Source organism: uncultured Haliea sp. (assembly GCF_963973825.1).
Lineage (GTDB): Bacteria > Pseudomonadota > Gammaproteobacteria > Pseudomonadales > Halieaceae > Haliea.
Map to the genome: position 1 here is coordinate 304232 of NZ_CAXBAE010000001.1, position 22711 is coordinate 326942.

Here is a 22711-nt window from a genome sequence, read left to right on the forward strand (position 1 = left end):
ACCACCATGTACAGCGCATTTCGCGAACACCTGGCCGGACAGCTGGCGGAAATTGATGCCGCCGGCCTGACCAAGCACGAGCGGCTCATCACCACACCCCAGGGTGCCCATGTCGGCGTGGCGCAGAGGGAGCTGCTGAACCTCTGCGCCAACAACTACCTGGGGCTGGCACAGCACCCGGCGGTAAACGGGGCTGCCGCGGAGGGCCTGCGGGACTGGGGCTATGGCATGGCCTCAGTGCGCTTTATCTGTGGCACTCAGACCCTGCACAAGCAGCTGGAGCAGCGGCTGTCGACGTTTCTCGGTATGGACGACACCATACTCTATCCCTCCTGCTTCGACGCCAATGGCGGGCTTTTCGAAACTCTGCTGGGCGAGGAAGACGCAGTCATCTCCGACGAACTCAACCACGCCAGCATTATCGACGGCATCCGCCTGTGCAAGGCCAGGCGCTTCCGTTACCGCAACAACGACATGGCCGACCTGGAAGCGCAGTTGCAGGCCGCGGATGCGGCGGGTGCCCGCTTCAAGCTGATCACCACCGACGGGGTGTTCTCCATGGACGGCTATATAGCGCGTCTCGACGAGGTCTGCGACCTGGCGGACCGGTACGGTGCCCTGGTGCATTTCGACGACTGCCACGCCACCGGCTTCCTGGGTGCCACCGGCAAGGGCACACACGAGTACCGCGGTTGCATGGACCGGGTGGATATCATCACCGGAACCCTGGGCAAGGCGCTGGGCGGCGCCAGTGGCGGCTATACAGCGGCGCGTCAGGAAGTGGTCGACCTGCTGCGGCAGCGCTCGCGCCCCTACCTGTTCTCCAACACGGTGGCCCCGCCGGTGGTGGCCGGCGCGATCAAGGCACTGGAGCTGGTGGAGTCTGAGCCGAGCCTGCGTACCCGGCTGGCCGACAATACCGCTCGCTTCCGCGAGGGCTTGCAGGCCCTGGGCTTCGAACTGCTGCCCGGGGAACACCCGATCGTGCCCGTGATGCTGCACGATGCTGGCGCCGCAGCGCGGTTTGCCGAGGCGATGCTCACCCGGGGCGTGTACGTGGTGGCTTTCTCCTTTCCCGTGGTACCGAAAGGCAGGGCACGCATCCGCACCCAGATGTCTGCAGCATTGAGCACCGGGGATATCGACGCGGCGCTGCACGCATTTGCGGAGGCCAAAGCGAGCCTTTGAGCGGAGGCATGCCCCAGGCTGCAGGCTACCCGATATCTCCCAACATCGCCTGTGCCTCATCACACCAGGCGAGAAAGTGCTCGCCCTGGCGGATACCCGCCAGCAACGCCAGATAAACGCCCTTGCGCCGCACGGGCAGTGCGTCCGGATCCGCGTAGTGGCGCCGGCGGATTTTTTCATAGAGGTACAGCCGCTGCATCATCTGCTCCCGCCGCTGCCCGATCTCGACCGCCAGATGCGCGGCGTTGGCCTCTGACAGGTTGTACAGTTTGACGTACAGATCATCCTTGCCCTCCTGCACTCGCGAGTTGCCCAGCACCCACTCCGCCATGGCATCGCGGCCGGCCTGGGTCAGCGCATAGACGATCTTGTCCGGCTTGCCGGCCTGGGCGACGGTCTCGCACTGCAGCCAGCCGCGGTCTGCCAGCTTGTGCAGCTCCTGGTAGATCTGCTGGTGACTGGCGCGCCAGAACAGGCCCAGTGAAATATCAAAGGCCTTGGCGAGCTCGTAGCCCGACATGTCGTCTTCCAGGAGAGCAGTCATGATTGCGTGAGAGAGAGCCATGGCTGCGACTGTTAACCTTGTGTGACGGTCTGACCGGAGTTTGTCAGCTTACTCCTGGTGCGCGCTCCATGCAAAAGGTTGCATATCAATCAAATATGCAATAAATTGCATAAATCCATCGGTCAACCGGAGCCCTACCCATGGCACTACCTGCAATTCTGAAGGAAAAACTGCGCTTGCCGGCCGTTGCCGCGCCCATGTTCATCGTCTCCAACCCGGACCTGGTCATCGCCCAGTGCAAGGCGGGGATTGTCGGCTCTTTCCCCGCCCTGAATGCGCGGCCTGCCGAACAGCTGGACGTCTGGCTGGAGAAAATCACCCGCGAATTGGCGGCCTGGGATGCGGAGCACCCGGAGACCCCGGCGGCGCCCTTTGCGGTCAACCAGATCGTGCACGGCTCCAACGACCGCCTGCAGCACGACCTCGAGATGTGCGTAAAGTACAAGGTACCCATCGTAATCACCTCGCTGGGAGCAAAGGAGATGGTCAATGAGGCGGTGCACAGCTATGGCGGCATTGTCCTGCACGACATCATCAACAACCGCTTCGCGCGCAAGGCGATCGAGAAAGGCGCGGACGGGCTCATTGCCGTGGCCGCCGGCGCCGGCGGCCACGCAGGCCCCCTGTCACCGATTGCCCTGATTCAGGAAATTCGCGAGTGGTTCGATGGCCCGCTGCTGTTGTCCGGCTCCATCGCTACCGGCGATGCCATTCTCGCCGCGCAGGCAATGGGCGCCGACCTCGGCTACATCGGCTCGGCGTTTATCGCCACACAAGAAGCCAACGCCGAACAGGCCTACAAGCAGGCCGTCGTCGACCACGGCGCGGCGGACATCATCTACAGCAACCTGTTCACGGGTGTACACGGCAACTACCTGCGCCCCTCCATCGAAGCCGCCGGGCTGGACCCCGACAACCTGCCCGAGAGCGATCCCTCGGCGATGAATTTTGGCTCCGGCGGCAACAGCGATGCCAAGGCCTGGAAGGATATCTGGGGTTGCGGCCAGGGCATCGGGGCGGTCAAGCAGATCCTGCCTGCGGGCGAGCTGGTAGCCCGCCTGCAGCGTGAGTATGCAGCTGCGCGGGAGCGCCTGCTCGCCAGCTAGCGCCGGCGGCCGGGCAATGTTCCCAACTCGCTGAACTTGACCACGCGGGCGTGCACCGGCGGGTGCTCGCTCGCGCCGATCCAGCGCCAGCACAGGGTACCGCTGTGATGGCCCGCAGTTTCCACCCAATTCGCCTGCGGTGGCTGCTCGTGGGCCACCACGATCACCACACCACCGTCGTCTTCATAGGTCGCGGTGTGCTTGTTGAAGTGGATCTGGTGGTAGCGGAAATCCAGTGATTCCATCCACCAGTTCTGCAGCACGAAGTTCCAGGTCTGGCAGGCGGGTACAACCGGTGCCTCAATCAACAGTGCTTCGTCCGGCGCCAGGGCCCAGGCGCTGTGGAAGTAATAAATGTTCGGGTCGCCGCCAATGGCCTGGCAAAATGCCTGATCCGCCGGCGCCACCTGGTTCAGCGTGGGCAGGAAACTCGCGGCCCAGCCCTCGAACAGCCCCGTCGTGCTGCGAATGAACTGCACCGCGCCCTGCAGTGCCCGATCCAGCTTCTCCGGCGACAGGGGGTCGGGACGTTCGTGCTCCGCGCCCAGGCGCTCAATGCGGATCTCGGCGCGGGTCTCGTTGCGGCGGTCCTGAAAGGTCTGGCGCACATTCAGCGAATTGGTCTCCGGCCCCATCGGCAGCCAGTTGCCGGGCTGTTGCCGCTGGCTGACGATAATCTCCAGCGTGCCGTCCGGGTTGATTTCCATGTCCCGCGAATCCAGCCAGCCGTCGGTCTTCATGCCGCCGCCACTGCTGTAGCGATTGATCACCGTGCCAAAACCCAGGTAGTTCACAGTGCCGCGCGTACCCGTGATGCGATAGTCATACTGCGGATCAATGGTCGCCGTCTGGTAGTGATTGTCGGGATTGTCCGCACCCAGTTTGATGGTTTCGTGGGCCGGGCAGCGCAGCTCTGGAAACCGCGGGTCACCCGCCTCCAGAAAGCTCTCCAGCCCGGCGCGCAACATGCGCGAAAGGTAGCGGTAGCCCTCGGCCCGGGTAAACGCATCCTGGGGCGCTTTCTCGGCGTCGACCAGCGCGCCCGCGGCTTTCAGCGCATCGCAGAAATCGCTCCAGGTGCTGCCGTCCATGACGCGCTGTTCAGCGTTTACAGGTTCATTCATACGGTGACCTCTTCATCCAATGTCAGGTGATAGCGCCGCATGTAATCGGCAAAGAGCGCTGCCACTTCAGCGCGACTGATGGCGTAGTCCTCCAGCCGGTAGCGATGCACGCCGTGCTTGCCACGCGGGTGGGCATCCAGCCACCCCTGCATCCGCGCCCGGGCTGTGTCATCCAGCGGCATGCCGCGCAACGCATACAACTGCTCAATAACCTGCCAGGGGTTGGCGACAAAGTCATCGTGGTACACATCGAGAAACTGGCCCGGGTGAGTCGGCTCCAGCGCTGCACGATCGGCCTCGAAGGTGCGCGTGTAGGCGGTTAGCATGGTCATCCAGTCACGTCCGATTTCCGCCCGGTCGATGACATCGCTGCTGCTGCGCCGCAGCACTTCGCTGAAGCTGCAACCGGAGCCGACGAACGCCAGCGGTGCACGATGCGTCTGCACGATGATCGCGTCGGGATAGACGCGCAGTATCTCGCGCAGGCCAAGCTGGTGAAACGGCGCCTTGAGCACCCACTGCCCGGGATGGCGGGACTGCAGCAGCTGCAGCTGCCGACGATGGTAGTCATAGCTGTCGGAGCGACACAGGTTGGTATACAGCCAGTTGGCATAGCTCGGCACGTGAAACAGCGCCGAGTATTCCACCGACATGAAATTGCGATTGAGCAGCATATAGCACTCGTCCGGCTCTTCTGCGTCAATCAGGTGTGTCTGTTTGAAACCCGGCAGGAAGGTCTCGGTGAGCGCCACCCCCTCGGCACGCGCGGCAATGCGCGGGTCGCTGGAGTAGGTTGCGGTTTCCGGCGGCGGCACGGGCTGCTGGGCTTCCCAAAGACGCAGGGTGCGATTGCGCGGGTCCTGGTTCAGCAGGTGGTGTAATGCGGTGGTGCCAGTGCGCGGCAGGCCCAGAATGAACACCGGCCGCAGCACGGTTTCCTCCGCCACCTGCGGATGGCGCGCCAGATAGTCTTCTATCTCCAGACGGCGGGAGAGCCCTTCCAGAATGGTCATTTCGGCGCGCAATCTGCCGAAGTCGTTCAGCCGCGCCTCGCTGTGCAGCGCTTCCAGCAAGCGCTCCAACGCCTCGTAAAACGCCGGGTCGCCAAAATCTTCCAGCCCGGTATCCAGCATCGCCTGCTGGCGTAGTGCTTCCAGTTCCAGCACAGGAACATCCTTTCCATCGTTATTATTATGGCGTTACTGCCTGCGCCCACTCTACAAAGCCGCGGGCCCACTGGCATCCCCGAGTCGGTGACTGCCGGCTGCTGGTATAACAAGCGAGACCAGCGCCCGCACTGCGGCCTCAGATGGGAGAGCCCGGCGGGGCCGCGAGGGCACGCAAACCTTCGATGGCGCCCGGCGCGTCCAACCGCTGCGCGATCTGCAGTAACGCAAAACGGTAGTGCGCCCGCCACGCGGGCGGAACCACCGGCACACGCTGCTCCAGCCAACCGCGCAGCGCCAGCAGGGCATCCAGGCTCTCCGCACGTACCTGCGGCTCAACCTCACCGCTGCCCACCAGACGCAGCAAGCGCTGCAGTGTCTCCATATTCACCACCCGCTGCAGTGCGCCTGCGTTGCCCTGCTCGGTGTCCGCGTACCAGCTGCGTTTAAGCAGGGCGTCCAGCAGCTCCGCATAACCCGGCTGGGCGGCAGAGCGCGCCTGGTTGTTGTTCATGCGCACGGCCCGGGTCGGGTTCAGCAACAGGTCCAGCGTCAGGCCCGCTGCCGTTGACGCCGCCGCGAGGGGATCAAACACGTAGCCGGTGTCACGCGGGAACAGTTCACGACTGTCGCTGTAGCCCGGCGGACGGGGCGGTATCTGCGCCAACAGGGCGGGAGGCAGGGCCAGCGCCTCCGGGGCCAGCGTCGCAAGCAACGCCTCCAGCGCAGCGCGCTGTTGCGCGGGCAGCACCGCAGCCACAGGCACCTGTCCGTCACCACGCAGGGCATAGGTAAAGACCTGTCCACCCAGGAGCGTGGCGGCCGCCTGCAGTTGGTAGCGGTGCAACAGGTACATGGGCACCAGCACATCCTCCAGCTGGGCCAGGGGACGGCCCACCCGCACCGTGCGCTCGGAAAACCGTGCCAGCACCGTTGCACGCAGGGTCATCAGCCGATTCAGCTCGGCCACCGGGTCAGCGCCGTTGTCCCAGAGGCTGCCCAGCGGGTGCGCCGGGCCCGCCGTCACGGCAAAGGCATCGCCTCTGGCATGTGCGTCCGCCACGTAGTGCAGGCCGGCAGCATAGGTATCCTGGATAATCTGCTCGCGTGCGGCACTGGCGTCTACCGCTGCGGGGAAATGCTGGTAACCGTAGATAATGGCGCGTTTATCCCACTCGCCGATACCGGTTGCATAGGCTGCCGAGAGGTCTGGCTCGCCTGACGCTGTGAGCGTCACATACGGGTGCGGGTAGTCCATCACCGATGCCCGGTTGTCCGCACTGGCGGCAAAGTTGTGCTCCAGTCCGAGGGTGTGGCCCACTTCGTGAGCGGCCAGCTGGCGTATGCGCGCCAGCGCGAACTCCAGCATGTCTGCAGGTACATGACCGTCCTCACCGTACGGTGCCAGCAAACCCTCGGCCAGCAGGTAATCCTGACGCACCCGCAGTGAGCCCAGCGTCACATGTCCCTTGATGATTTCCTGGGTGCGCGGGTCGCGCACGCTGGCCCCGTAAGACCAGCCGCGGGTTGAGCGGTGTACCCACTGAATAACGTTGTAGCGCACATCCATCGGGTCTGCGCCCTCCGGCAGCAACTTGACCTGAAAGGCATTGTCGTACCCTGCTGCCGTAAATGCCTCGTTCCACCAGGATGCACCCTCCATCAGGGCACTGCGCACCGGCTCCGGCGCGCCGCGGTCCAGGTAGTAGACGATGGGCTCCACGGCCTCGCTGCGCGCTGCCCCGGGATCCTTCTTCTGCAGCCGGTGCCGCCAGGCGTAGGGCCGGCGCACGGGCTCGCCGATGGGGGCCGCGTAGTCAGCAAGTTGCTGATCGTAGTCGGGGTCGATAAACCCGGAGCGCGGGTCATAGGGCAGGGGCTCGTATCCCGGCTCGGGGAGGCGCACAAAGGAATGATGCTGGTGCACGGTCAGCACGCGCGGGTCCGGGGTCACCGTGGCCAGCTGCTCGCCCGCGGGCTCGCCGGCCAGGGTCACCAGCGCGTCCACCTCGGTGTTGTCAGGGAAGGTGCGGGTACGCGGCAGGTACACCGCCGAACGCGCCGGGTCTGTGCGGTACTCGCCCTCACCCCGGTCACGCAGGCGGCGCGCGACGCCGTGCACATCGCTGAGAAAGTAATCTGTGCCGTCGACAAGCACACGCCCGGCACTGCCTGCCACGACCGGGAAACTGGCCAGCGCAGAGCGGGCGAAGGCCTCATCAACCGCCCGCCGCTCATCCGCGTTGCTGCTGCGGGCGGTGTAGAGCGGGTTATCCGCCATCAACAATACCTTGTCGCCTACCCGGGTGAAGCGCGCCAGACGGGTGCTGCCCAGCTGACCGCGATCCAGGCCGAGATCATTGGAGCCAACCCCGCTGGACAAACTGCTGACGTAAATGAAGGGCTGTTCGAACGCGTCGATCTCGAGGAACAGTCGCCCCCGCTCATCGTCCCAGTACAGGCTCTGGAAGCCTGCCATGTACTGCATGCCAGCGGTGTGCTCACTGATCCCGGGCAGCCCGGGGGCACCCGCCTCGCGCGCTCCCTCACCGCAGGCCGTCAGCAGGAGCATGGCGAGCAGCCAACTCAGACGTCTGAACATGGTTCCTCCCATGAGGGCGTGGTGCGCCCGGTTACTGAGCCCGCCGGGCGCGCACTGCGGCGGCCAATTCGGCCAACAACGCTTCGGTATGGGCCCAGTCGATGCAGGGGTCGGTAATGCTCTGGCCGTAAACCAGCGGCTCACCCGCCACCACATCCTGGCGGCCCGCCACGAGGTTGCTTTCGATCATCAGTCCGAAAATGGCACGATTGCCCCGCGCCACCTGCGCGCCGATATCACGAATCACGTCAACCTGCCGCGCCGGGATCTTGCGACTGTTGGCGTGGCTTGCATCTACCATGATGCGGGTCGGCAGGCCCGCCTTGCACAGCATCGCGGCGGCATCATCCACCGAGAACATGTCGTAATTCGGGTGCTTGCCGCCGCGCAGGATAATGTGGCAATCCTCGTTGCCCGCCGTCTGGAAAATCGCCGAGTGCCCCTGCTTGGTCACCGACAGGAAATGGTGCGGCTGGGAGGCGGATTTAATCGCGTCTATCGCCACCTGGATGTCGCCATCCGTGGCATTCTTGAACCCGACCGGACAGGACAGCCCCGACGCCAGTTCGCGATGCGTTTGGCTCTCGGTGGTACGTGCACCAATGGCACCCCAGGCCACCAGGTCCGCCACATACTGTGGGCTGATAAGGTCCAGGTACTCGGTGCCCGTGGGCAGCCCCATGGCGGCAAGGTCTGCCAGCAATTTGCGGGCGAGGTGCAGGCCCTTGTTGATCTGGAAGGTATTGTTCAGGTCGGGGTCGTTGATCAACCCCTTCCAGCCTACCGTTGTGCGCGGCTTCTCGAAGTACACCCGCATCACCACCTGCAGATCGGACTGCAGTGCATCGGCGACACGCTTCAGGCGCGCGGCGTAATCGCGGGCCGCGTCCGGATCGTGAATGGAGCAGGGGCCCACCACGACCAGCAGGCGGTCGTCTTCTTCCACCAGAATGTTGTGGATCGCCTGCCGCGCGGCGGTCACGGTCCGTGCCGCCGCGTCACTCACCGCAATGTCGCTGATCAGCTGCTGCGGTGCGATAAGTTCATTGGTGCGCCGAATGCGCAAATCGTCAGTATTGGTTGTCATGGATGTCCCGGTGGCGAATGCAAAGCCGGGTACTATAGCACCGGCGAACCGGCCCTTGCAGCTTATGCCGGGCCGGTAGACCAGCCTGTGAGATCGTCCGGACAGTCGATGTCGCGCAGGATACCCGCATCCGTCACTGCGAGCCTGTCGCACAAGGCTCCCGCCTCCTGAACCAGCGCCCGCGCACCGGCGTCGCCGGTCGACTGCCGCAACCGGGGAAACCAGTCACTACCAAAGCCGACCGGGTGCCCGGGACGCCCGCGGAACTCGGGCACGACAATACGCTCAGGGGTCAACGCGGCGGCTGCCCGGCAAAACGTGTCCACCCGAATTCCGGGCATATCTGCCAGCGCAACAAGCACGCCAGCCCAGGGCGGCAGCTGCGTCACGCCTTCTGCAAGCGTGTGACCCATACCGCCTGCAGCCCCCGAGCAGACGAGCACCTCGCCGGGCTCCAGTCCGGACTCCTCCGCGAGCCCTGCCTCCCCGGGGCGAAGGCAGACCCGCAGCGGCAAGCCCGCCCGGCGCACCGTCTCGACCACGGCCGCCAGCAACCCGGGGCCGCCCGGTAGCCGGGCGCGGCGCTTGTCGCTGCCGAAACGCCGACTTTCCCCGGCGGCCAGCAGCAACACCCCAACAATCACGCGACGACCTGCCGGCGGCGCAGGCTGACCAGTTCAGCCATGATAGACACCGCGATTTCCAACGGCGTCTTGCTGCCGATATCCAGCCCGACGGGGGCATGCAGGCGCGCCAGCTGCGCAGCGTCCAGACCCAGCTGCCGCAGCCGTTGCAAACGCTTTTCGGTCGTTCTCTGCGACCCCAGGGCACCCACATACCAGGCCTCGGTGGTGAGGGCTTCCATCAGCGCCATGTCATCAATGCGCGGGTCGTGCGTCAGGGTAATAACAATGCTGTGGCGGTCACTGGCGTATGCGCGCACGGCGTCGTCCGGCATTCCTCCCAGCAGCGAGACAGCCGGGCCCTGCCACTGCGCACGCAATCCCTCACGCGGATCGACGACCAGCACATCGTAATCCATCGCCAGTGCCAGCTCGGCGAGGGACTGGCTGAGCTGCCCCGCACCCACCAGCAGCATGCGCATCTGCGGGCCAAAGGTCTGGCGCAATTCCCCGGGCTGCAATTGCAGCGGCAGGTGCGCCGCCACCGAGGACCACTGCGTGGTGCCAGCGGGAATGGCAACCCGCCGCTGCAGGCACTGCCGCGCCGCAATCGCCTCCACTGCCGCGGCCAGCCAGGGCAGGTCCCGCCCCGGCTCGAGCCGCTGCAGCAACACCTGCAACAAGCCCCCGCAGGGCAGACCCAGGCGCTCATTCTGTTCCGCCGTGACGCCATAGGGCACCAGCTCGGCACCCGCCACCGGCAGCGCCTCAGAGCGCAGGCGCTCCAACAGGTCCTCTTCAATGCAGCCGCCAGACAGCGAGCCCGATTGATCGCCGCGGGCATTGCACACCAGGAGCGAGCCCGGCGGTCGCGGGGCAGAGCCCTGCGCCGAGGCCACCGTGCACAACCACACCGGAACCTGCGGCATCTGCTGCAGCCAGGCGAAAGCCGCCTGCAGAACGGCCTGGTTGGCGCTTTGCATGCGCTAGGTCTCCCCCGCGGCGACGACCCCGGCCGCCCAATGCGCATCGAGCAGGCCACCGATGGTATTGGGCACCACCAGATGGGCCGCATACCAGGTGTGCAGGCAGCGTATGCGCTGGAAATCGGCGATACCGCCGATCCCGCGCTGGCGCAGTACATCGACAAACCCCAGGCGCTGCAGGGATGCCCGCTCCTCGGCACTCAGGTAGGCGTCGCGGAGTCGGATGTGGGCGGCGTGGTCAGCGGCCATCCCCGCCTGCAGCGCGCTGTCACCATCCACCTGCTGCTGCAGGCGCGCAATCAGTCCGCTCGCCTCTTCCCGGTCGATGCGGTAGTTGAATGCCGGATCCACCAGCCAGAACAGGGTCGGGAACGGCGTGCTCTCGACCAGGGACGCCACGCGAATCACCTGCGGCCGACCCTGCGCATCCGCCACGGCGACCTCCCGCAGCCCGCGGGGCTTTCTACCCAGCAGCTCCGCTACCTGCGCTGCCTGCTTTACTGAAACTGTCATGGACGCCCTCTTTTCACCTCTGGCTCGCCATTCTACGCGATGCGCGCCCGGTGAACGACGCCTGCAACAGCTTGACACAATCTGGACAATTGACAGTCCCCGCCGCGACCTCTACAGTGCGCGACGTACCAGGTGCCTGCCGCCGGTGTCGCTCGACACGGCTGGGCAGGTTAAATGGGAAGTGAGGTAAGGCACCGCGCCGATCCCTCCGCTGCCCCCGCAACGGTAAACAGACCACTCTGTGAGCCCGATACCTGCCTGTTACGAGCAACGATGGAGCGGAGGGCTTCATTGAAGGTTGCATGATGCCACACTCGCATTGCGTTCCCTGATCCCCTCCCTCAATCGCCACATTTATCACGGCATTGAGGACTACCGATGAAAGCAGTAAAACTCGCCGGCGCCGTTGCGCTGGCCGCCAGCCTGCCCGCCCTGGGCAACACCACCCATCCGGCTCTGGAAGAGATTGTCATCAGCTCTTCGCGGGTCGCCATGCCCCTGCGCGAAGTCGCCACCTCCGTTTCGGTTATCAGCGCCGAGGATATCCAGCGCCTGGGCTTTGCCAGCCTGCAGGATATCCTGCGCACAGCGCCATCGGTGGCAGTGACCAACAACGGGGGCGCCGGCAAGGTGTCATCGCTGCGGATACGCGGTGAGGAGGCATATCGCACTCTTCTGCTGATCGATGGGATCAATGTGTCCGACACCACGGCACCGCAGTTCGGGCCGCGCCTTGAGCATCTGCTGAGCAGCGGTGTACAGCGGGTGGAGATCCTGCGCGGCCCCCAGGGATTGATGTACGGCGCCGATGCCGGTGGTGTCATCAACATCAGCACCGGCACCACGCAACCCGGTGCGGGGGGGCAGCTCGCCGCTGAAGCGGGGCGCTATGGCACCTCGCAATACAGTGCGGAGTTCCACGCCGGCAACGCACAACTCGATGGCAACCTGTCACTCGCCGATTTCAGCACCGACGGCTTCAATTCGCGCACAAGTGATACGGATCCTGCAGATGACGACGGCTACGACAACCGCACCCTGCATGCCCGCGCAGGCTGGAATGTCAGCGACCAGCTGCGTCTGGAGCTGGTCGGCCGCGATGTGGACAGTGACAACGAGTACGACAACTGCTTTACCGTGGATACCTTCGCTCCGAGCAATCGCTGTGCAGACAGCTACCAGCAGCAGGCGCTGCGCGCGGCTGCCAGCTTCCGCGGCGAACAGTTCCAGCACGAGCTCGCCTACAATCGCAGCGAAACTGAGCGGCAGCTGTTTACCGCTGGACTGGCGGGATTCGGTACTGAGGGCGACCTGACCCGTGTCACCTATCTCGGCAGTTACGCATCCGGCAACAATCTGCAGCTGGTCTACGGCGTCGATCACGAGACACAGTCACTGAACGACGGCACCTTCGACACCGAGCGCGACCAGACCGGCTACTACCTGGAATACCAGGGCAGCGTCGCTGACCAGCTGTTCTTTACCGCCGGTGCACGCTATGACGACAACGAAGACTTCGGCAGTCACGACTCCTATCGCGTCAGTACCGCCTACCTGCTGCCGGCCCTGGATGCCGGTGAAGTGAAGTTCAAGGCCGCCTGGAGCACGGGATTTCGCGCGCCCAGCCTGTATGAAATCGCCTATAACAAGAGTTTTTTTGCCAGCCCGCCCGCCGCAGGCAGCGCGCTGCAGGAAGAACGCAGCGAGGGCTATGACCTCGGCGTTGGCTGGTACGATAACAGCGGGCTGGTGCTGGAAGCGGTATATTTCAGGCAACAGGTGGAGAACGAAATCTACTTCGACCTGGAGAGCTTCTCGGGCTATCTACAGGGCAGCGACAACAGCGATTCCAGTGGCGTTGAGCTGATGGCGGACCTGCCGCTGGCTGTGGGGCTGCGCCTGCAGGGCAACTACACGTACAACGACACCGAAACCGCGGCCGGTGGCCAGCGGGTGTACCGCCCCCGGCATCTCGCCAATCTGGGATTGCAGTGGCACTCACTCGGAGAGCAGCTGTTACTCAGCCTGAACCTGCGCGCATCCCGCGATGCCCGCGAGTTTGACGGCTCCAAACTCGACGACTACGACGTGTTCGATGTAAACCTCCGCTACCGTTTCACGCCGCGCCTCGAAGTGTATGGCCGGGTGGAAAACCTGCTGGACGAGCGCTACGAGGAAATCCCCAGCTACCGCAGCAGTGAACGCGCCGCCTACACGGGCGTGCGCTACAGTTTCTAGGAGCACCGCCATGACAGATGAGCGCAAGAACGAACGGCACAAGAAGGCCATGCAGAAGCAGAAGGCGAATGTCGATGCCAGCATCAGTGCCGCCAGCACCGAACGCGGTGTAGGCATACTGCTCACCGGCAACGGCAAGGGCAAATCCAGTTCCGCCTTCGGCATGGTCATGCGCGCCCTCGGCTACGGCTACAAAGTCGGCGTTGTGCAGTTTATCAAGGGCGAGCAGCTCTCCGGCGAGGAGATCTACCTGCGGGAGCACTGTCCGCAGGTAGACTTCTATCAGATGGGCACGGGGTTCACCTGGGATACCCAGGATCGCAGCGCAGATATCGCGGCCGCGCAGCGCACTTGGGAGCAGGCCGCAGCCATGCTCGCCAACCCCGCATACCACCTTGTGGTACTGGACGAACTCACCTACATGCTGGCCTTTGACTATCTCCCTGAACAGACGGTACTCGCGGCCCTGGCCGGCAGACCGACTGAGCAGAGCGTGGTGGTTACCGGCCGGGGTGGCGGCAAGGCGCTGCAGGACATCATGGACACCGTGTCCGAGGTCAAGGAAATCAAACACGCTTATAACGCCGGCATCAAGGCCCGGCTCGGCGTTGATTACTAACGTCATCGATCGACGGCGTCGGGCGCAGCGGCTGCTGTTGCTCCTCGTTGTCACATTGCCTCTGGCCATGCTGCTGGCTCTCGGCACGGGTGCTGTACACATTGCGCCCGCGGATACGTTGGCGGTCCTGCTGGGAGGCGACCGCGGCCAGGCCACTCTGATCGTGCAGCAGATTCGCCTGCCGCGGGTCCTGCTGGCCGGCATTATCGGTGCCACTCTGGCCATGAGCGGCGCGGCCATGCAGGGGCTGTTTCGCAACCCCCTCGCGGACCCCTCGCTGATTGGCGTCACCGCTGGCGCATCACTGGGCGCCTCTGTGCTGATTGTGGCTGGGGGCAGCAGCCTGTCCGGGCTCGCCGGCCTGAGCCTGGTATCACTGGGCGCCTTTGCCGGTGGCGTGCTGGCGGTATTACTCGTCTATCGGTTGGCCAGTTCGGAGAACGGCACCTCTGTCGCCACCATGTTGTTGGCCGGTATCGCCATTACCGCGCTGGCCGGCGCGGCCGGCAGCCTGCTGGAGTTTTTCACCGACAACGAGCGCCTGCGCCAGATCAGCCTGTGGAAAATGGGCGGGCTGGACGGCGCCAACCTGCCGCGCCTGTTGCTGGCCTCGGTAGTCGCCGGGGCCGTACTGCTCGCATTACCGCGCTACGCCCTGCCGCTCAACACCCTGCTACTGGGTGAGTCGGAAGCGCGCCATCTGGGAATACCTGTCAACCGCACCAAGCTGGCATTGATAGGCTGGGTGGCTGTGGGCGTGGGGACGTCGGTCGCGCTGGTAGGCACCATCGCGTTTGTCGGTCTGGTGGTGCCCCACATCGTGCGCCTGCTGATCGGGCCCGATCATCGAACCCTGCTTCCCGCGAGCGCACTCGCCGGGGCCATCCTGCTGGTCTGCGCCGATGCACTGTCGCGTATCGTGCTGGCGCCCACCGAGCTGCCGGTCGGCATCATCACTGCGCTGATCGGCGTGCCGTTCTTCATCTCCCTGCTGCGCCAACGCCACCAGTACGGGATGCAGACATGACCCTGCTGCAGTTACAGAGTGTGGACGCCGCGCCCTGGGGCGACCCTGTACTCACGGACATCAGCCTGGGTCTTGCGCCGGGAGAAGTGATGGGCCTGATCGGCACCAATGGCGCCGGCAAGTCCAGCCTGCTGCGGCTGCTCGCCGGGGACTTTGCCGCCACCAGTGGCAGCGTGCTGTTTGCCGGTCGCGCGCTGGAGAGCTGGCCGCGTCAGCAGCTGGCTCAACAGCGCGCGTTCCTGCCCCAGCTCTCACTGCTGAATTTTCCCTACACGGTCGAAGAAGTGGTGCTGCTGGGACGCACGCCACACAGCACCGGATTGCGCGCCGACCAGGACATTGTGCGCCAGGTGCTGCGCGCCACGGATACACTCTCCCTGCGTAATCGGCTGTACACGCAGCTCTCCGGTGGCGAGCGGCAGCGTGTGCAACTGGCCCGGGTACTGGCGCAGCTGTGGCACCCCGACGATATGCGCGGCACCCTGCTGTTGCTGGACGAGCCTACCGCGGCACTGGACCTGGCGCACCAGCAGCAGCTCGCCGCAACCATCGCCGGTATCGCAGCGCGCGGCTGTGCGGTGATACTGGTGGTGCATGATGTCAACCTGGCCGCCAGCGTGAGCCATCGCCTGCTGGTGCTGGATCGCGGTCAGGCAGTGGCCAGCGGGAGTCCGGACACCGTGCTGACCCCGGCGCTGTTTCGCGAGCTGTTCCATGCCGAGGTGCTCGTACAGCCCCACCCGAACGGGCGCCAGCCGCTGGTCATCGGCCTGTGATGCGCAGCGTCGCCCTGTGCTGGCTGCTGGCACTGTACGCCGCCGCAAGTGCGGGCCAACCGGTGACGGTGGTCGATTTCGCCGGGCGCACCGTGACCCTGTCGCAACCTGCACAGCGTATCGTAGCCCTCGCGCCACATATCGTGGAAAACCTGTACAGCGCCGGTGCGGGCGACCGCCTGGTCGGCGTTGTCAGCCACAGCGATTTTCCGGAAACGGCGCGTGCACTGCCTGTGGTGGGCTCTTTCAACGCATTCAGCCTGGAGCAGATTGTCGCGAGCCAGCCGGACCTCATCCTGATGTGGGGCTCGGGAAACGGCGCCGGCGCACTGGAGAAACTGGAGCGTCTGGGCGTCCCGGTGTATGTCAGTGAATTGCGCTCACTCGAGGATATCGCCACCAGTATCCGTCGCCTGGGACGGCTGGCGGGTACTCAGGAGGTCAGTGAAACCGAAGCGCGGCGCGTCGAGAACGGATTTAGAGACCTCGCGAACGCCTATACCTCAGCCGAACCGCTCTCCGTGTTTTACCAGATCTGGCACCGGCCTCTGCAGACTGTCAACGGAGACCACATGATCAGCCAGATCATTACGCTCTGCGGCGGCAGAAACATTTTTGCGGATGCCGCCACACTGGCACCGCGCGTCAACCTGGAATCGGTGCTGGCGCGCAACCCTCGCGTGATTGTCGCCGGCGGCATGGCGACGGCACACCCGGAATGGCTGCAGCACTGGCAGAGCTACCCTGGTCTGCGGGCGCTTGAGGACGGCCTGGTGTCGGTCAACCCGGACCTTATCCAGCGCCCCACCGCACGCGCCCTGGAGGGCGCGCGGGAACTGTGCGGCAAACTGGCCTCGGTGCGTGCCAACCCCCAGGCGGGTGATCTCTGACTATTGGTCCCTGTCTGTCTGGGCGCCCTCTTCCAGGCCCTTGAGAAACTCGCCCATTTTGCGGCCGGCCTCCTCGGGAGACAGGTCTTCCAGATCCTCGAACTGGCCGCCCATGGCTTCCATGCGCGCTTCCATCTCACGGGAAGCACGCTCGCTGCCCAGGCTGGTGAAGATAAACAGTACGGCCAGCACGCCGAAGACAATCTGTGCGGTTTTCCGCTGTCGCCCATGCACGGCGACGCTGGCCTCCACCAACAACCAGGCCCCCCAGGCTATCGTCACGATACTGCCGATGTAGGGGACAATCCCCAGCAGGGCGCTGACGGGGTACAGTGCGGCCAGCGCCGCCTGGCAGCGAAATGCCACTTCGTAATCTTCCGTGGACCCCATCAGCTTCCAGATAACATACAGCACTGCCGCACCAATGAACGCCCCCAGCACAGCCATCAGCGGACCAAAGATCAGGGCACCGAACACACCCACCAGCAGCCCGCCGGCAGAGCCGAACAGCGCAAATAACGCTGCAATGACACCGGCCACCGCACCCATGACCGCGACAAACACCACGGGATCGCCAAAGCCGCCGGTCTTGGGCATCGACTGAAAATAACTGACCGGCTGGGTGACGATCGCCCGAACCTGCTCAATGATCTGCTGGATATCGAAACTGCTTTTCTCGCTCATGACGCCCCCTGCCGATTATTGCCTTGTTGTTGAGACCGCAGGGAAATAGTACGTCCGGCCCGGCACAATTGCCACCGGTATGGCTTTTGCCAGCGCCACTGGTATCCTCAGCGCTGTCACTTCACCGATGTCTGGTTGCCATGTCCGCTATGACGAAAACCCTCCTTGCCGCCCTGCTCTGGCTATCGTTCGTCGCCACTCGCGCCCAGGCGGAAGACTACGACATTCTCTATCAGGCAAAAATTGCTCCCGACAGCGAGGTCGCCCGGGTGGAAATACGCCTGAGCGGCGAGCGGCTACCGAGCCGGCTGACCCTGACGCTGGACCCGGAGCGTCACCGTTCACTGCGAGCCGCGCGTGGCTTGACCGTGGAGGGCGACACGGCCGTGTGGAAACCGCGTGAACCTGAGGACAGCCTGCACTACGAGTTCGTGATCGACGAACAGAAAGCCAGTGGCAGCTATGATTCGCTGCTGACCGACAACTGGGCGATTCTGCGCAGTGACAAACTCGTGCCGCCCATCGCCGTGCGCGCACCCAAGGGACTGGAGGGCAAAGCGGAACTGCAGTTTATGCTACCGGAGGAATGGTCCGTTGCCGCCCCCTACCCCACGCGTGAGGGTATACCCTCGCATTACCTCATTGCCGACCCGGGACGGATATTCCCCCGCCCCAAGGGCTGGCTGATACTGGGAGACATCACCAGCCGGCAGGACATCATCGCCGGCACAGATGTGCGCGTCGCGGCACCTGCTGGCCAGGGAGAACGGTTGCAGGATACGCTCGCGTTCATTGCCTGGAACCTGCCCGAAGTCAAACGTGTGCTGCCCGACTTTCCCGATCAGCTGCTGATTGTGACCGCCGGCAAGCCGATGTGGCGCGGCGGACTGTCCGGCACGCGCTCCCTGTTTATGCACGCCGATCGACCGATGATCAGCGGCAACCGCACCAGTAGCCTGATTCATGAGCTCATCCACGTCGGGACGGGCATCAGCGGCGGCAAACGCGCAGACTGGATTGTCGAAGGGCTGGCGGAATACTACGCCTCCGCCATTCTGATGCGCACCGGCGGCATGAGTGACTGGCGCTATGCTCAAGTGATCGAGTGGAAAACGGCGTGGGCGGAAGAGGCGGACACGCTGTTCGCACGACGCTCATCCGGGCCGGTGACCGCACGCGCCGCCGTATTCATGCACCGGCTGGACCAGGCCCTCGCCAGGGCGACCGACGGCGAGGCGGGCATAGACGATGTGACCCGGGCCCTGGCGCGGGAACGGGGTCGGGTTTCGCTGGGGCAGCTCAAGGACATAGTCGCCGGACTGGCCGGCGAGGCAGTCGACGTCGACGCCCTGATCAAAACCCTCGAAGGAGCCCACTGAGGCCGGCGTCGGGCGTGACTTTTTGCCGAAGATATTTGCCGCACACAGTCTGTCGCGGAGCATCTGCTGTGCGTATCATCGGCCCTGGTTTCCCTGGCATCCCGGTCGCTGCACCCCATGCGTCAACAGTCTGCTCTCCCCCGCCTGCGCGGCGCACTCTGCAGCGCGCTGCTGCTGGCCTGCGCGCTGCCCACGGCAGCGGCCGACATTGAGCTGCCCCTCGAGCTGGATCTTGCCATCGTTGAAGAGGCACTGGCCGCCCAGCTGTTCAACGGTGCAGACCGCAAGGCTGAGCTGTTCCACGATTCCAAGGCCTGCAATGCGCTGACCCTCTCCGACCCTCGGGTGGAGGGCACCGAGCAGGGCCAGCTGCGCCTGACAAGCCGCTTTGATGCGCGCATAGGACTGCTGCTGGGTGGACGCTGCCGCATGCCTGTGGCCTGGAGTGGACTGATTGAAACCTTTGAAGATGTGCGCGTTACACCCGGCAGCGACCGGGTATCGTTTCGCGTTACGGATTCCAACATGCTCAGCAGTGAAGATGGCAGCCGGAAACTGCCGGGGATGCTCTGGGACTGGATCAAGGACCAGGTGCACCCGCGGCTCGGCGCCATCACACTGGATTTTGGGCCCGCCCTCACGGAACTGCGCTCACTGATTCACGATGCCTTGCCGACAGCGTTGGAGGAGCGCAACGCGGTCGCCAACTCACTGCAATTGCGCGGGGCGCACGCGAGGCCCGGCGCGCTCACCGTGGTCATGTCGATGCGCGCGCCCAGCGTTGTGGTCGCCGAACTGCCCGCAGGAGATCCGGCGCCCCTGACCGAGGCCGAACTGGCGGCCTGGGACGCTGCCTGGCAGGCCTGGGATGCCTTCGCCACCTGGCTGATCAAGGATCTCGCGGCCCCGGCGGACCCGGAACTGCGCGCAGAATTGCTCGCCCTGCTGATGGAGGCGCGCTACGAATTGCGCCATGCCCTGGCCACTGACCCTGCCGGACGCGATCCGGTGCGTGGACTTTTCCTGTCAACCTGGACACGCCTCGCGCCCATGCTGCGAGAAAACGCCCTCGCCGTACCGGGTGGCCGCAGCCTGGAGCTTGCCGCCTTTATCAGTGCCGGCAACGCCCTGCAGGCACTGGATGAGGTGGCGCCGCAACTCGGCTTTACGTTGGACAGCCAGACTCTGCGCCGCCTCGCCCGCCTGCTGGCCCCCAGCGTGAGCGACGATGAGTTGGCCTACAGCACGGCGGTTGATCCCGAACTGCGGGAATTGCTGGGACTGCCGCCTGAACTGGCCATTGAAAGCCCGGAGGAGACCGCCGCGTCCGGCCCTTTTGCCTGGCTGATACCGACTGTGCACGCCAGCACAGTGAGCACGAGTCTGGTGCAACTGTTGACCGGCTGGGTACCGGCAGCCGCTGAACTTGACCGCTACCTGCTGGCCATGGAGCAACTCCTGGATGAGAGCATTGCGGCCGAGCGTGCCCGCGGCACTGTACCCGCCGAGTTTTTCCCGCTGTACCAGGACCTGGTACGTGCGACTGCCTGGCAGGAATCCTGCTGGCGTCAGTTCGTGGCGGAAAACGGCGCTGTAGTGCCCATTCGCTCCTCTGCGGGCTCGGTGGGCCTGATGCAGATCAACCAGCATGTCTGGCGCAACATCTACGACCTTGAGGCGCTGCAGAACAATGTCGGCTACAACGCCCGTGCCGGCAGCGAGATTCTGTCCCACTATCTGGTGGACTACGCGATCAAGCGCGGTGAGCACACGGTGAATGGCAACGTGGACGACCTGGCCCGGGCCACTTATGGCGTGTATAACGGAGGGCCACGCCATCTTACCCGCTACCGGCAGGGCAGCCGGAGCGCCTACCTGCGCAGCGTGGACGCGGGTTTCTGGGAGAAGTACCAGGCGCTGCGCACGACGGGAGCCAGTGCCGTCAAGCAGTGCTACGGCGGCGCCTGAAGCTGCACACCATGCAGTTCACCCACCAGGAACAGCACCGCACTGCCGGTAAACTGCACGCGGCTTCCCTGCAGCTCGATGCCCAACTCGCCGCCACGCGCTGACACCTGACGGGCCGACAAACGGTTTTTCCCGAGGCGCCCCGCCCAATAAGGCGCAAGCCGGCAATGGGCCGAACCGGTGACCGGATCCTCCGGCACACCCAGTCTGGGCGCAAAAAAACGGCTGACAAAATCGTGCCGCTGACCGGGCGCGGTCACGATGACACCCTGCGCAGGCTGCTCGCTGAGCAGCGTGAGGCTCGGCCGCAAGTCACGGACCTCCGATTCACTGGCATACACGGCAAGCAGATAGTCCCCACCGCGGTGCACCTCTACCGGCGCGCTGCCAAGTGCCGCCGCCAAACCCGAGGGCGTGGAGCAGGACACGACAGGCACTGCCGGCAGGTCCATCAGGTAACGCTCTCCCTGACGACGCACCTGCAATTCACCGCTGCGGGTGAAAAACCGCGCGCAGGCCTGATCGTAGCCCAGTTGTGTATAAAGCACGTGTGCGGCGGCGAGGGTGGCATGCCCGCACAGGTCTACTTCCGCAGCCGGTGTAAACCAGCGCAGTGCATAGCCCTCCCCGCTGGGCACAAAAAAGGCGGTCTCCGCGAGGTTGTTCTCCTCCGCAATCGCCTGCAGCACACTGTCATCCGGCCACGCCTCAAGCGGCACCACAGCAGCCGGATTGCCCTCGAATACCCGCTCGGCAAACGCATCCACCTGGTACTGGCGCAGCGTCATACGCCGGTACTCCCGGACGCCGGCGCAAACAGTCGCGACTGGTCCGCTGTGTAGGTGTACACCACGTCCGTACTTGAATTGAGCGCGGTCTCCGCGGAATCCTGTACAACGCTGATCACGAAGCCAACCGCCACCACCTGCATGGCCACATCAAGGGGAATGCCGAACAGCGAACACGCCAGCGGGACCAGCAACAGGCTGCCCGAGGGCACGCCGCTGGCGCCACAGGCGGACAGCGCTGCAATCATGCACAGCAGTAACGCCCCCCCCAGAGACACCTCGATATTCAGTGTGTTGGCTGCGGCGAGCGTGAGCACAGTGATCGTGATGGCGGCTCCCGCCATATTGACCGTGGCACCGATCGGTATAGTCACAGTGTATAACTCCTCGCTGATGCCCAATTTCTTCGCCAGGTTCAGGTTAACCGGAATGTTCGCCGCCGAACTGCGGGTGAAGAATGCCGTGATTCCCGACTCCTCCAGACATTTGAAGACAATCGGATAAGGGTTGCGTTGCAAAATGAGAAACACGAGCAGCGGATTGACCAGCAGTGCCATGATCAGCATACAGCTCACCAGCAGGAGGGCGAGGCCGGCGTAGCCGGCCAGAGCCTCAAGGCCGGTACTGGCAACCGTGGCACACACCAGGCCGAAAATACCCAGCGGTGCCAGGCGAATGACATGGCGCACGATATCGGCAACGCCCGTGGCCAGGGTCTGCAGGTGCTCGCGAAAACTGTCACTGGCACGCCGGAAGCTGATGCCCAGCAGAATCGCCCAGGTCAGGCAGCCGAGAAAATTGCCGGTGAGCAGCGCGTTGACCGGGTTGTCGATCAGCTTGAACAGGACATCGCTGAGCACCGCCGTGACAGCCACCGGCGGGCTGCCACTGGCTACGGCCGACAGCGCGATGTGCTGGGGAAAGGCAAAACTCATGCCGACGGCTACCACTGCTGCGCTGACGGTCCCCGCGAGGTACAGCATTAGCGTGAAGGCCGACTTGCGCCCATCGCTGCCGCTCTCATGTCGATTGGCAATGGCCGACATGACCAGCAGCATGACCAGCAGGGGCGCGACCGCCTTCAGCATGCCCACGAACAGGTCGCCCAGCAGACCGAGCGGCGCGGCGACGCCCGGGGCCGCTGCGCCCAGCACCGAACCGAGCGCGACACCGATCAGAATCGGCGGCACCAGGCCCAGGGACATCAAGCGCATGGGGCGATCCTCACGTAGCAAACAAGCTTCATGCGCTGCCTCCTTCCACACCGAAACCGCTACTGTATACACTTCAGCTTGCGGGGCAAGTTGTGACACGTCCCGAGGCGATGGGGGCTTGCCAAGCGTCCTGCGTCTGCTAACCTCCTGCCCAACACGAATTTGACA

At 64.5% G+C, this 22711-nt stretch carries 20 protein-coding genes and 1 riboswitch; of the genes, 9 read left to right on the top strand and 11 right to left on the bottom strand.

From position 1 onward, the window contains the following. Positions 1-6 precede the first annotated feature (6 nt). Positions 7-1188, top strand: coding sequence for a glycine C-acetyltransferase (locus AACZ17_RS01415; RefSeq protein WP_290744419.1), 1182 nt, complete (start codon positions 7-9; stop codon positions 1186-1188). A gap of 25 nt (positions 1189-1213) precedes the next feature. Here AACZ17_RS01415 and AACZ17_RS01420 read toward each other — a convergent pair whose 3' ends face one another. Further along, positions 1214-1732, bottom strand: a complete 519-nt coding sequence (locus AACZ17_RS01420; RefSeq protein ID WP_290744421.1) for a PadR family transcriptional regulator — start codon at positions 1730-1732, stop codon at positions 1214-1216. 161 nt (positions 1733-1893) lie between these two features. On the opposite strand from AACZ17_RS01420, the gene AACZ17_RS01425 reads away from it, so the two are divergent. Next, positions 1894-2859 carry a nitronate monooxygenase family protein gene (locus tag AACZ17_RS01425; RefSeq protein WP_290744423.1) on the top strand — a complete coding sequence of 322 codons (966 nt, stop codon included), beginning with the start codon at positions 1894-1896 and terminating at the stop codon, positions 2857-2859. Here the strand turns inward: AACZ17_RS01425 and AACZ17_RS01430 are convergent. From AACZ17_RS01430 to AACZ17_RS01460, 7 genes are all read right to left on the bottom strand, one after another. Next, on the bottom strand, positions 2856-3983 hold the full coding sequence (locus AACZ17_RS01430) for a DUF1214 domain-containing protein (RefSeq protein WP_290744425.1): 1128 nt from the start codon (positions 3981-3983) through the stop codon (positions 2856-2858). The two genes, AACZ17_RS01425 and AACZ17_RS01430, sit on opposite strands and share 4 nt — an antisense overlap. After that, complete coding sequence (locus AACZ17_RS01435; protein ID WP_290744427.1) at positions 3980-5149, bottom strand: sulfotransferase; 1170 nt, start codon at positions 5147-5149, stop codon at positions 3980-3982. The genes AACZ17_RS01430 and AACZ17_RS01435 overlap by 4 nt, the downstream gene beginning before the upstream one ends. Before the next feature lie 139 nt (positions 5150-5288). Next, positions 5289-7751 carry a zinc-dependent metalloprotease gene (locus AACZ17_RS01440; protein ID WP_290744429.1) on the bottom strand — a complete coding sequence of 821 codons (2463 nt, stop codon included), beginning with the start codon at positions 7749-7751 and terminating at the stop codon, positions 5289-5291. A 31-nt stretch (positions 7752-7782) separates the two neighbouring features. Continuing rightward, on the bottom strand, positions 7783-8838 hold the full coding sequence (locus tag AACZ17_RS01445) for a 3-deoxy-7-phosphoheptulonate synthase (RefSeq protein ID WP_290744431.1): 1056 nt from the start codon (positions 8836-8838) through the stop codon (positions 7783-7785). Positions 8839-8900: 62 nt separating this feature from the next. Next, entirely contained in the window at positions 8901-9482 is a 582-nt protein-coding gene (locus AACZ17_RS01450; protein WP_290744433.1) for a nucleotidyltransferase family protein, read from the bottom strand. After that, complete coding sequence (locus tag AACZ17_RS01455) at positions 9479-10444, bottom strand: XdhC family protein (RefSeq protein ID WP_290744435.1); 966 nt, start codon at positions 10442-10444, stop codon at positions 9479-9481. The genes AACZ17_RS01450 and AACZ17_RS01455 overlap by 4 nt, the downstream gene beginning before the upstream one ends. Positions 10445-10447: 3 nt before the next feature. Then, complete coding sequence (locus AACZ17_RS01460) at positions 10448-10960, bottom strand: DUF501 domain-containing protein (RefSeq protein WP_290744437.1); 513 nt, start codon at positions 10958-10960, stop codon at positions 10448-10450. Positions 10961-11086: 126 nt separating this feature from the next. Further along, a riboswitch (cobalamin riboswitch) is annotated at positions 11087-11237 on the top strand. A 101-nt stretch (positions 11238-11338) separates the two neighbouring features. Here AACZ17_RS01460 and AACZ17_RS01465 point away from each other — a divergent pair. The 5 genes from AACZ17_RS01465 to AACZ17_RS01485 are packed head-to-tail and all read left to right on the top strand — an operon-like array spanning position 11339 to position 16510. Next, positions 11339-13198, top strand: coding sequence for a TonB-dependent receptor (locus AACZ17_RS01465; RefSeq protein WP_290744439.1), 1860 nt, complete (start codon positions 11339-11341; stop codon positions 13196-13198). A gap of 10 nt (positions 13199-13208) precedes the next feature. Continuing rightward, positions 13209-13817, top strand: a complete 609-nt coding sequence (cobO, locus tag AACZ17_RS01470; RefSeq protein WP_290744441.1) for a cob(I)yrinic acid a,c-diamide adenosyltransferase — start codon at positions 13209-13211, stop codon at positions 13815-13817. Beyond that, entirely contained in the window at positions 13807-14844 is a 1038-nt protein-coding gene (locus tag AACZ17_RS01475; protein WP_290744443.1) for an iron ABC transporter permease, read from the top strand. The genes cobO and AACZ17_RS01475 overlap by 11 nt, the downstream gene beginning before the upstream one ends. Then, positions 14841-15620, top strand: a complete 780-nt coding sequence (locus AACZ17_RS01480) for a heme ABC transporter ATP-binding protein (RefSeq protein ID WP_290744462.1) — start codon at positions 14841-14843, stop codon at positions 15618-15620. Before AACZ17_RS01475 ends, AACZ17_RS01480 begins: the two co-directional genes overlap by 4 nt. Beyond that, positions 15620-16510 carry a cobalamin-binding protein gene (locus AACZ17_RS01485; RefSeq protein WP_290744842.1) on the top strand — a complete coding sequence of 297 codons (891 nt, stop codon included), beginning with the start codon at positions 15620-15622 and terminating at the stop codon, positions 16508-16510. The genes AACZ17_RS01480 and AACZ17_RS01485 overlap by 1 nt, the downstream gene beginning before the upstream one ends. On the opposite strand, the gene AACZ17_RS01490 is transcribed toward AACZ17_RS01485, so the two are convergent. Further along, complete coding sequence (locus AACZ17_RS01490) at positions 16511-17194, bottom strand: YIP1 family protein (protein ID WP_290744464.1); 684 nt, start codon at positions 17192-17194, stop codon at positions 16511-16513. Positions 17195-17343: 149 nt separating this feature from the next. Between AACZ17_RS01490 and AACZ17_RS01495 the strand changes: the two genes are divergently transcribed. Next, positions 17344-18573 (top strand): hypothetical protein, encoded by a 1230-nt coding sequence (locus AACZ17_RS01495; protein ID WP_290744466.1) that lies wholly within the window; start codon positions 17344-17346, stop codon positions 18571-18573. Between the two features lie 117 nt (positions 18574-18690). Further along, positions 18691-20541: a lytic transglycosylase domain-containing protein gene (locus tag AACZ17_RS01500; RefSeq protein ID WP_290744468.1), complete on the top strand. Its 1851-nt coding sequence runs from the start codon at positions 18691-18693 to the stop codon at positions 20539-20541. Here AACZ17_RS01500 and AACZ17_RS01505 read toward each other — a convergent pair. Further along, positions 20526-21329 carry a PhzF family phenazine biosynthesis protein gene (locus AACZ17_RS01505; RefSeq protein ID WP_290744470.1) on the bottom strand — a complete coding sequence of 268 codons (804 nt, stop codon included), beginning with the start codon at positions 21327-21329 and terminating at the stop codon, positions 20526-20528. The two genes, AACZ17_RS01500 and AACZ17_RS01505, sit on opposite strands and share 16 nt — an antisense overlap. Continuing rightward, on the bottom strand, positions 21326-22543 hold the full coding sequence (gene sstT, locus AACZ17_RS01510; RefSeq protein WP_290744472.1) for a serine/threonine transporter SstT: 1218 nt from the start codon (positions 22541-22543) through the stop codon (positions 21326-21328). Before sstT ends, AACZ17_RS01505 begins: the two co-directional genes overlap by 4 nt. Positions 22544-22711: the final 168 nt, after the last annotated feature.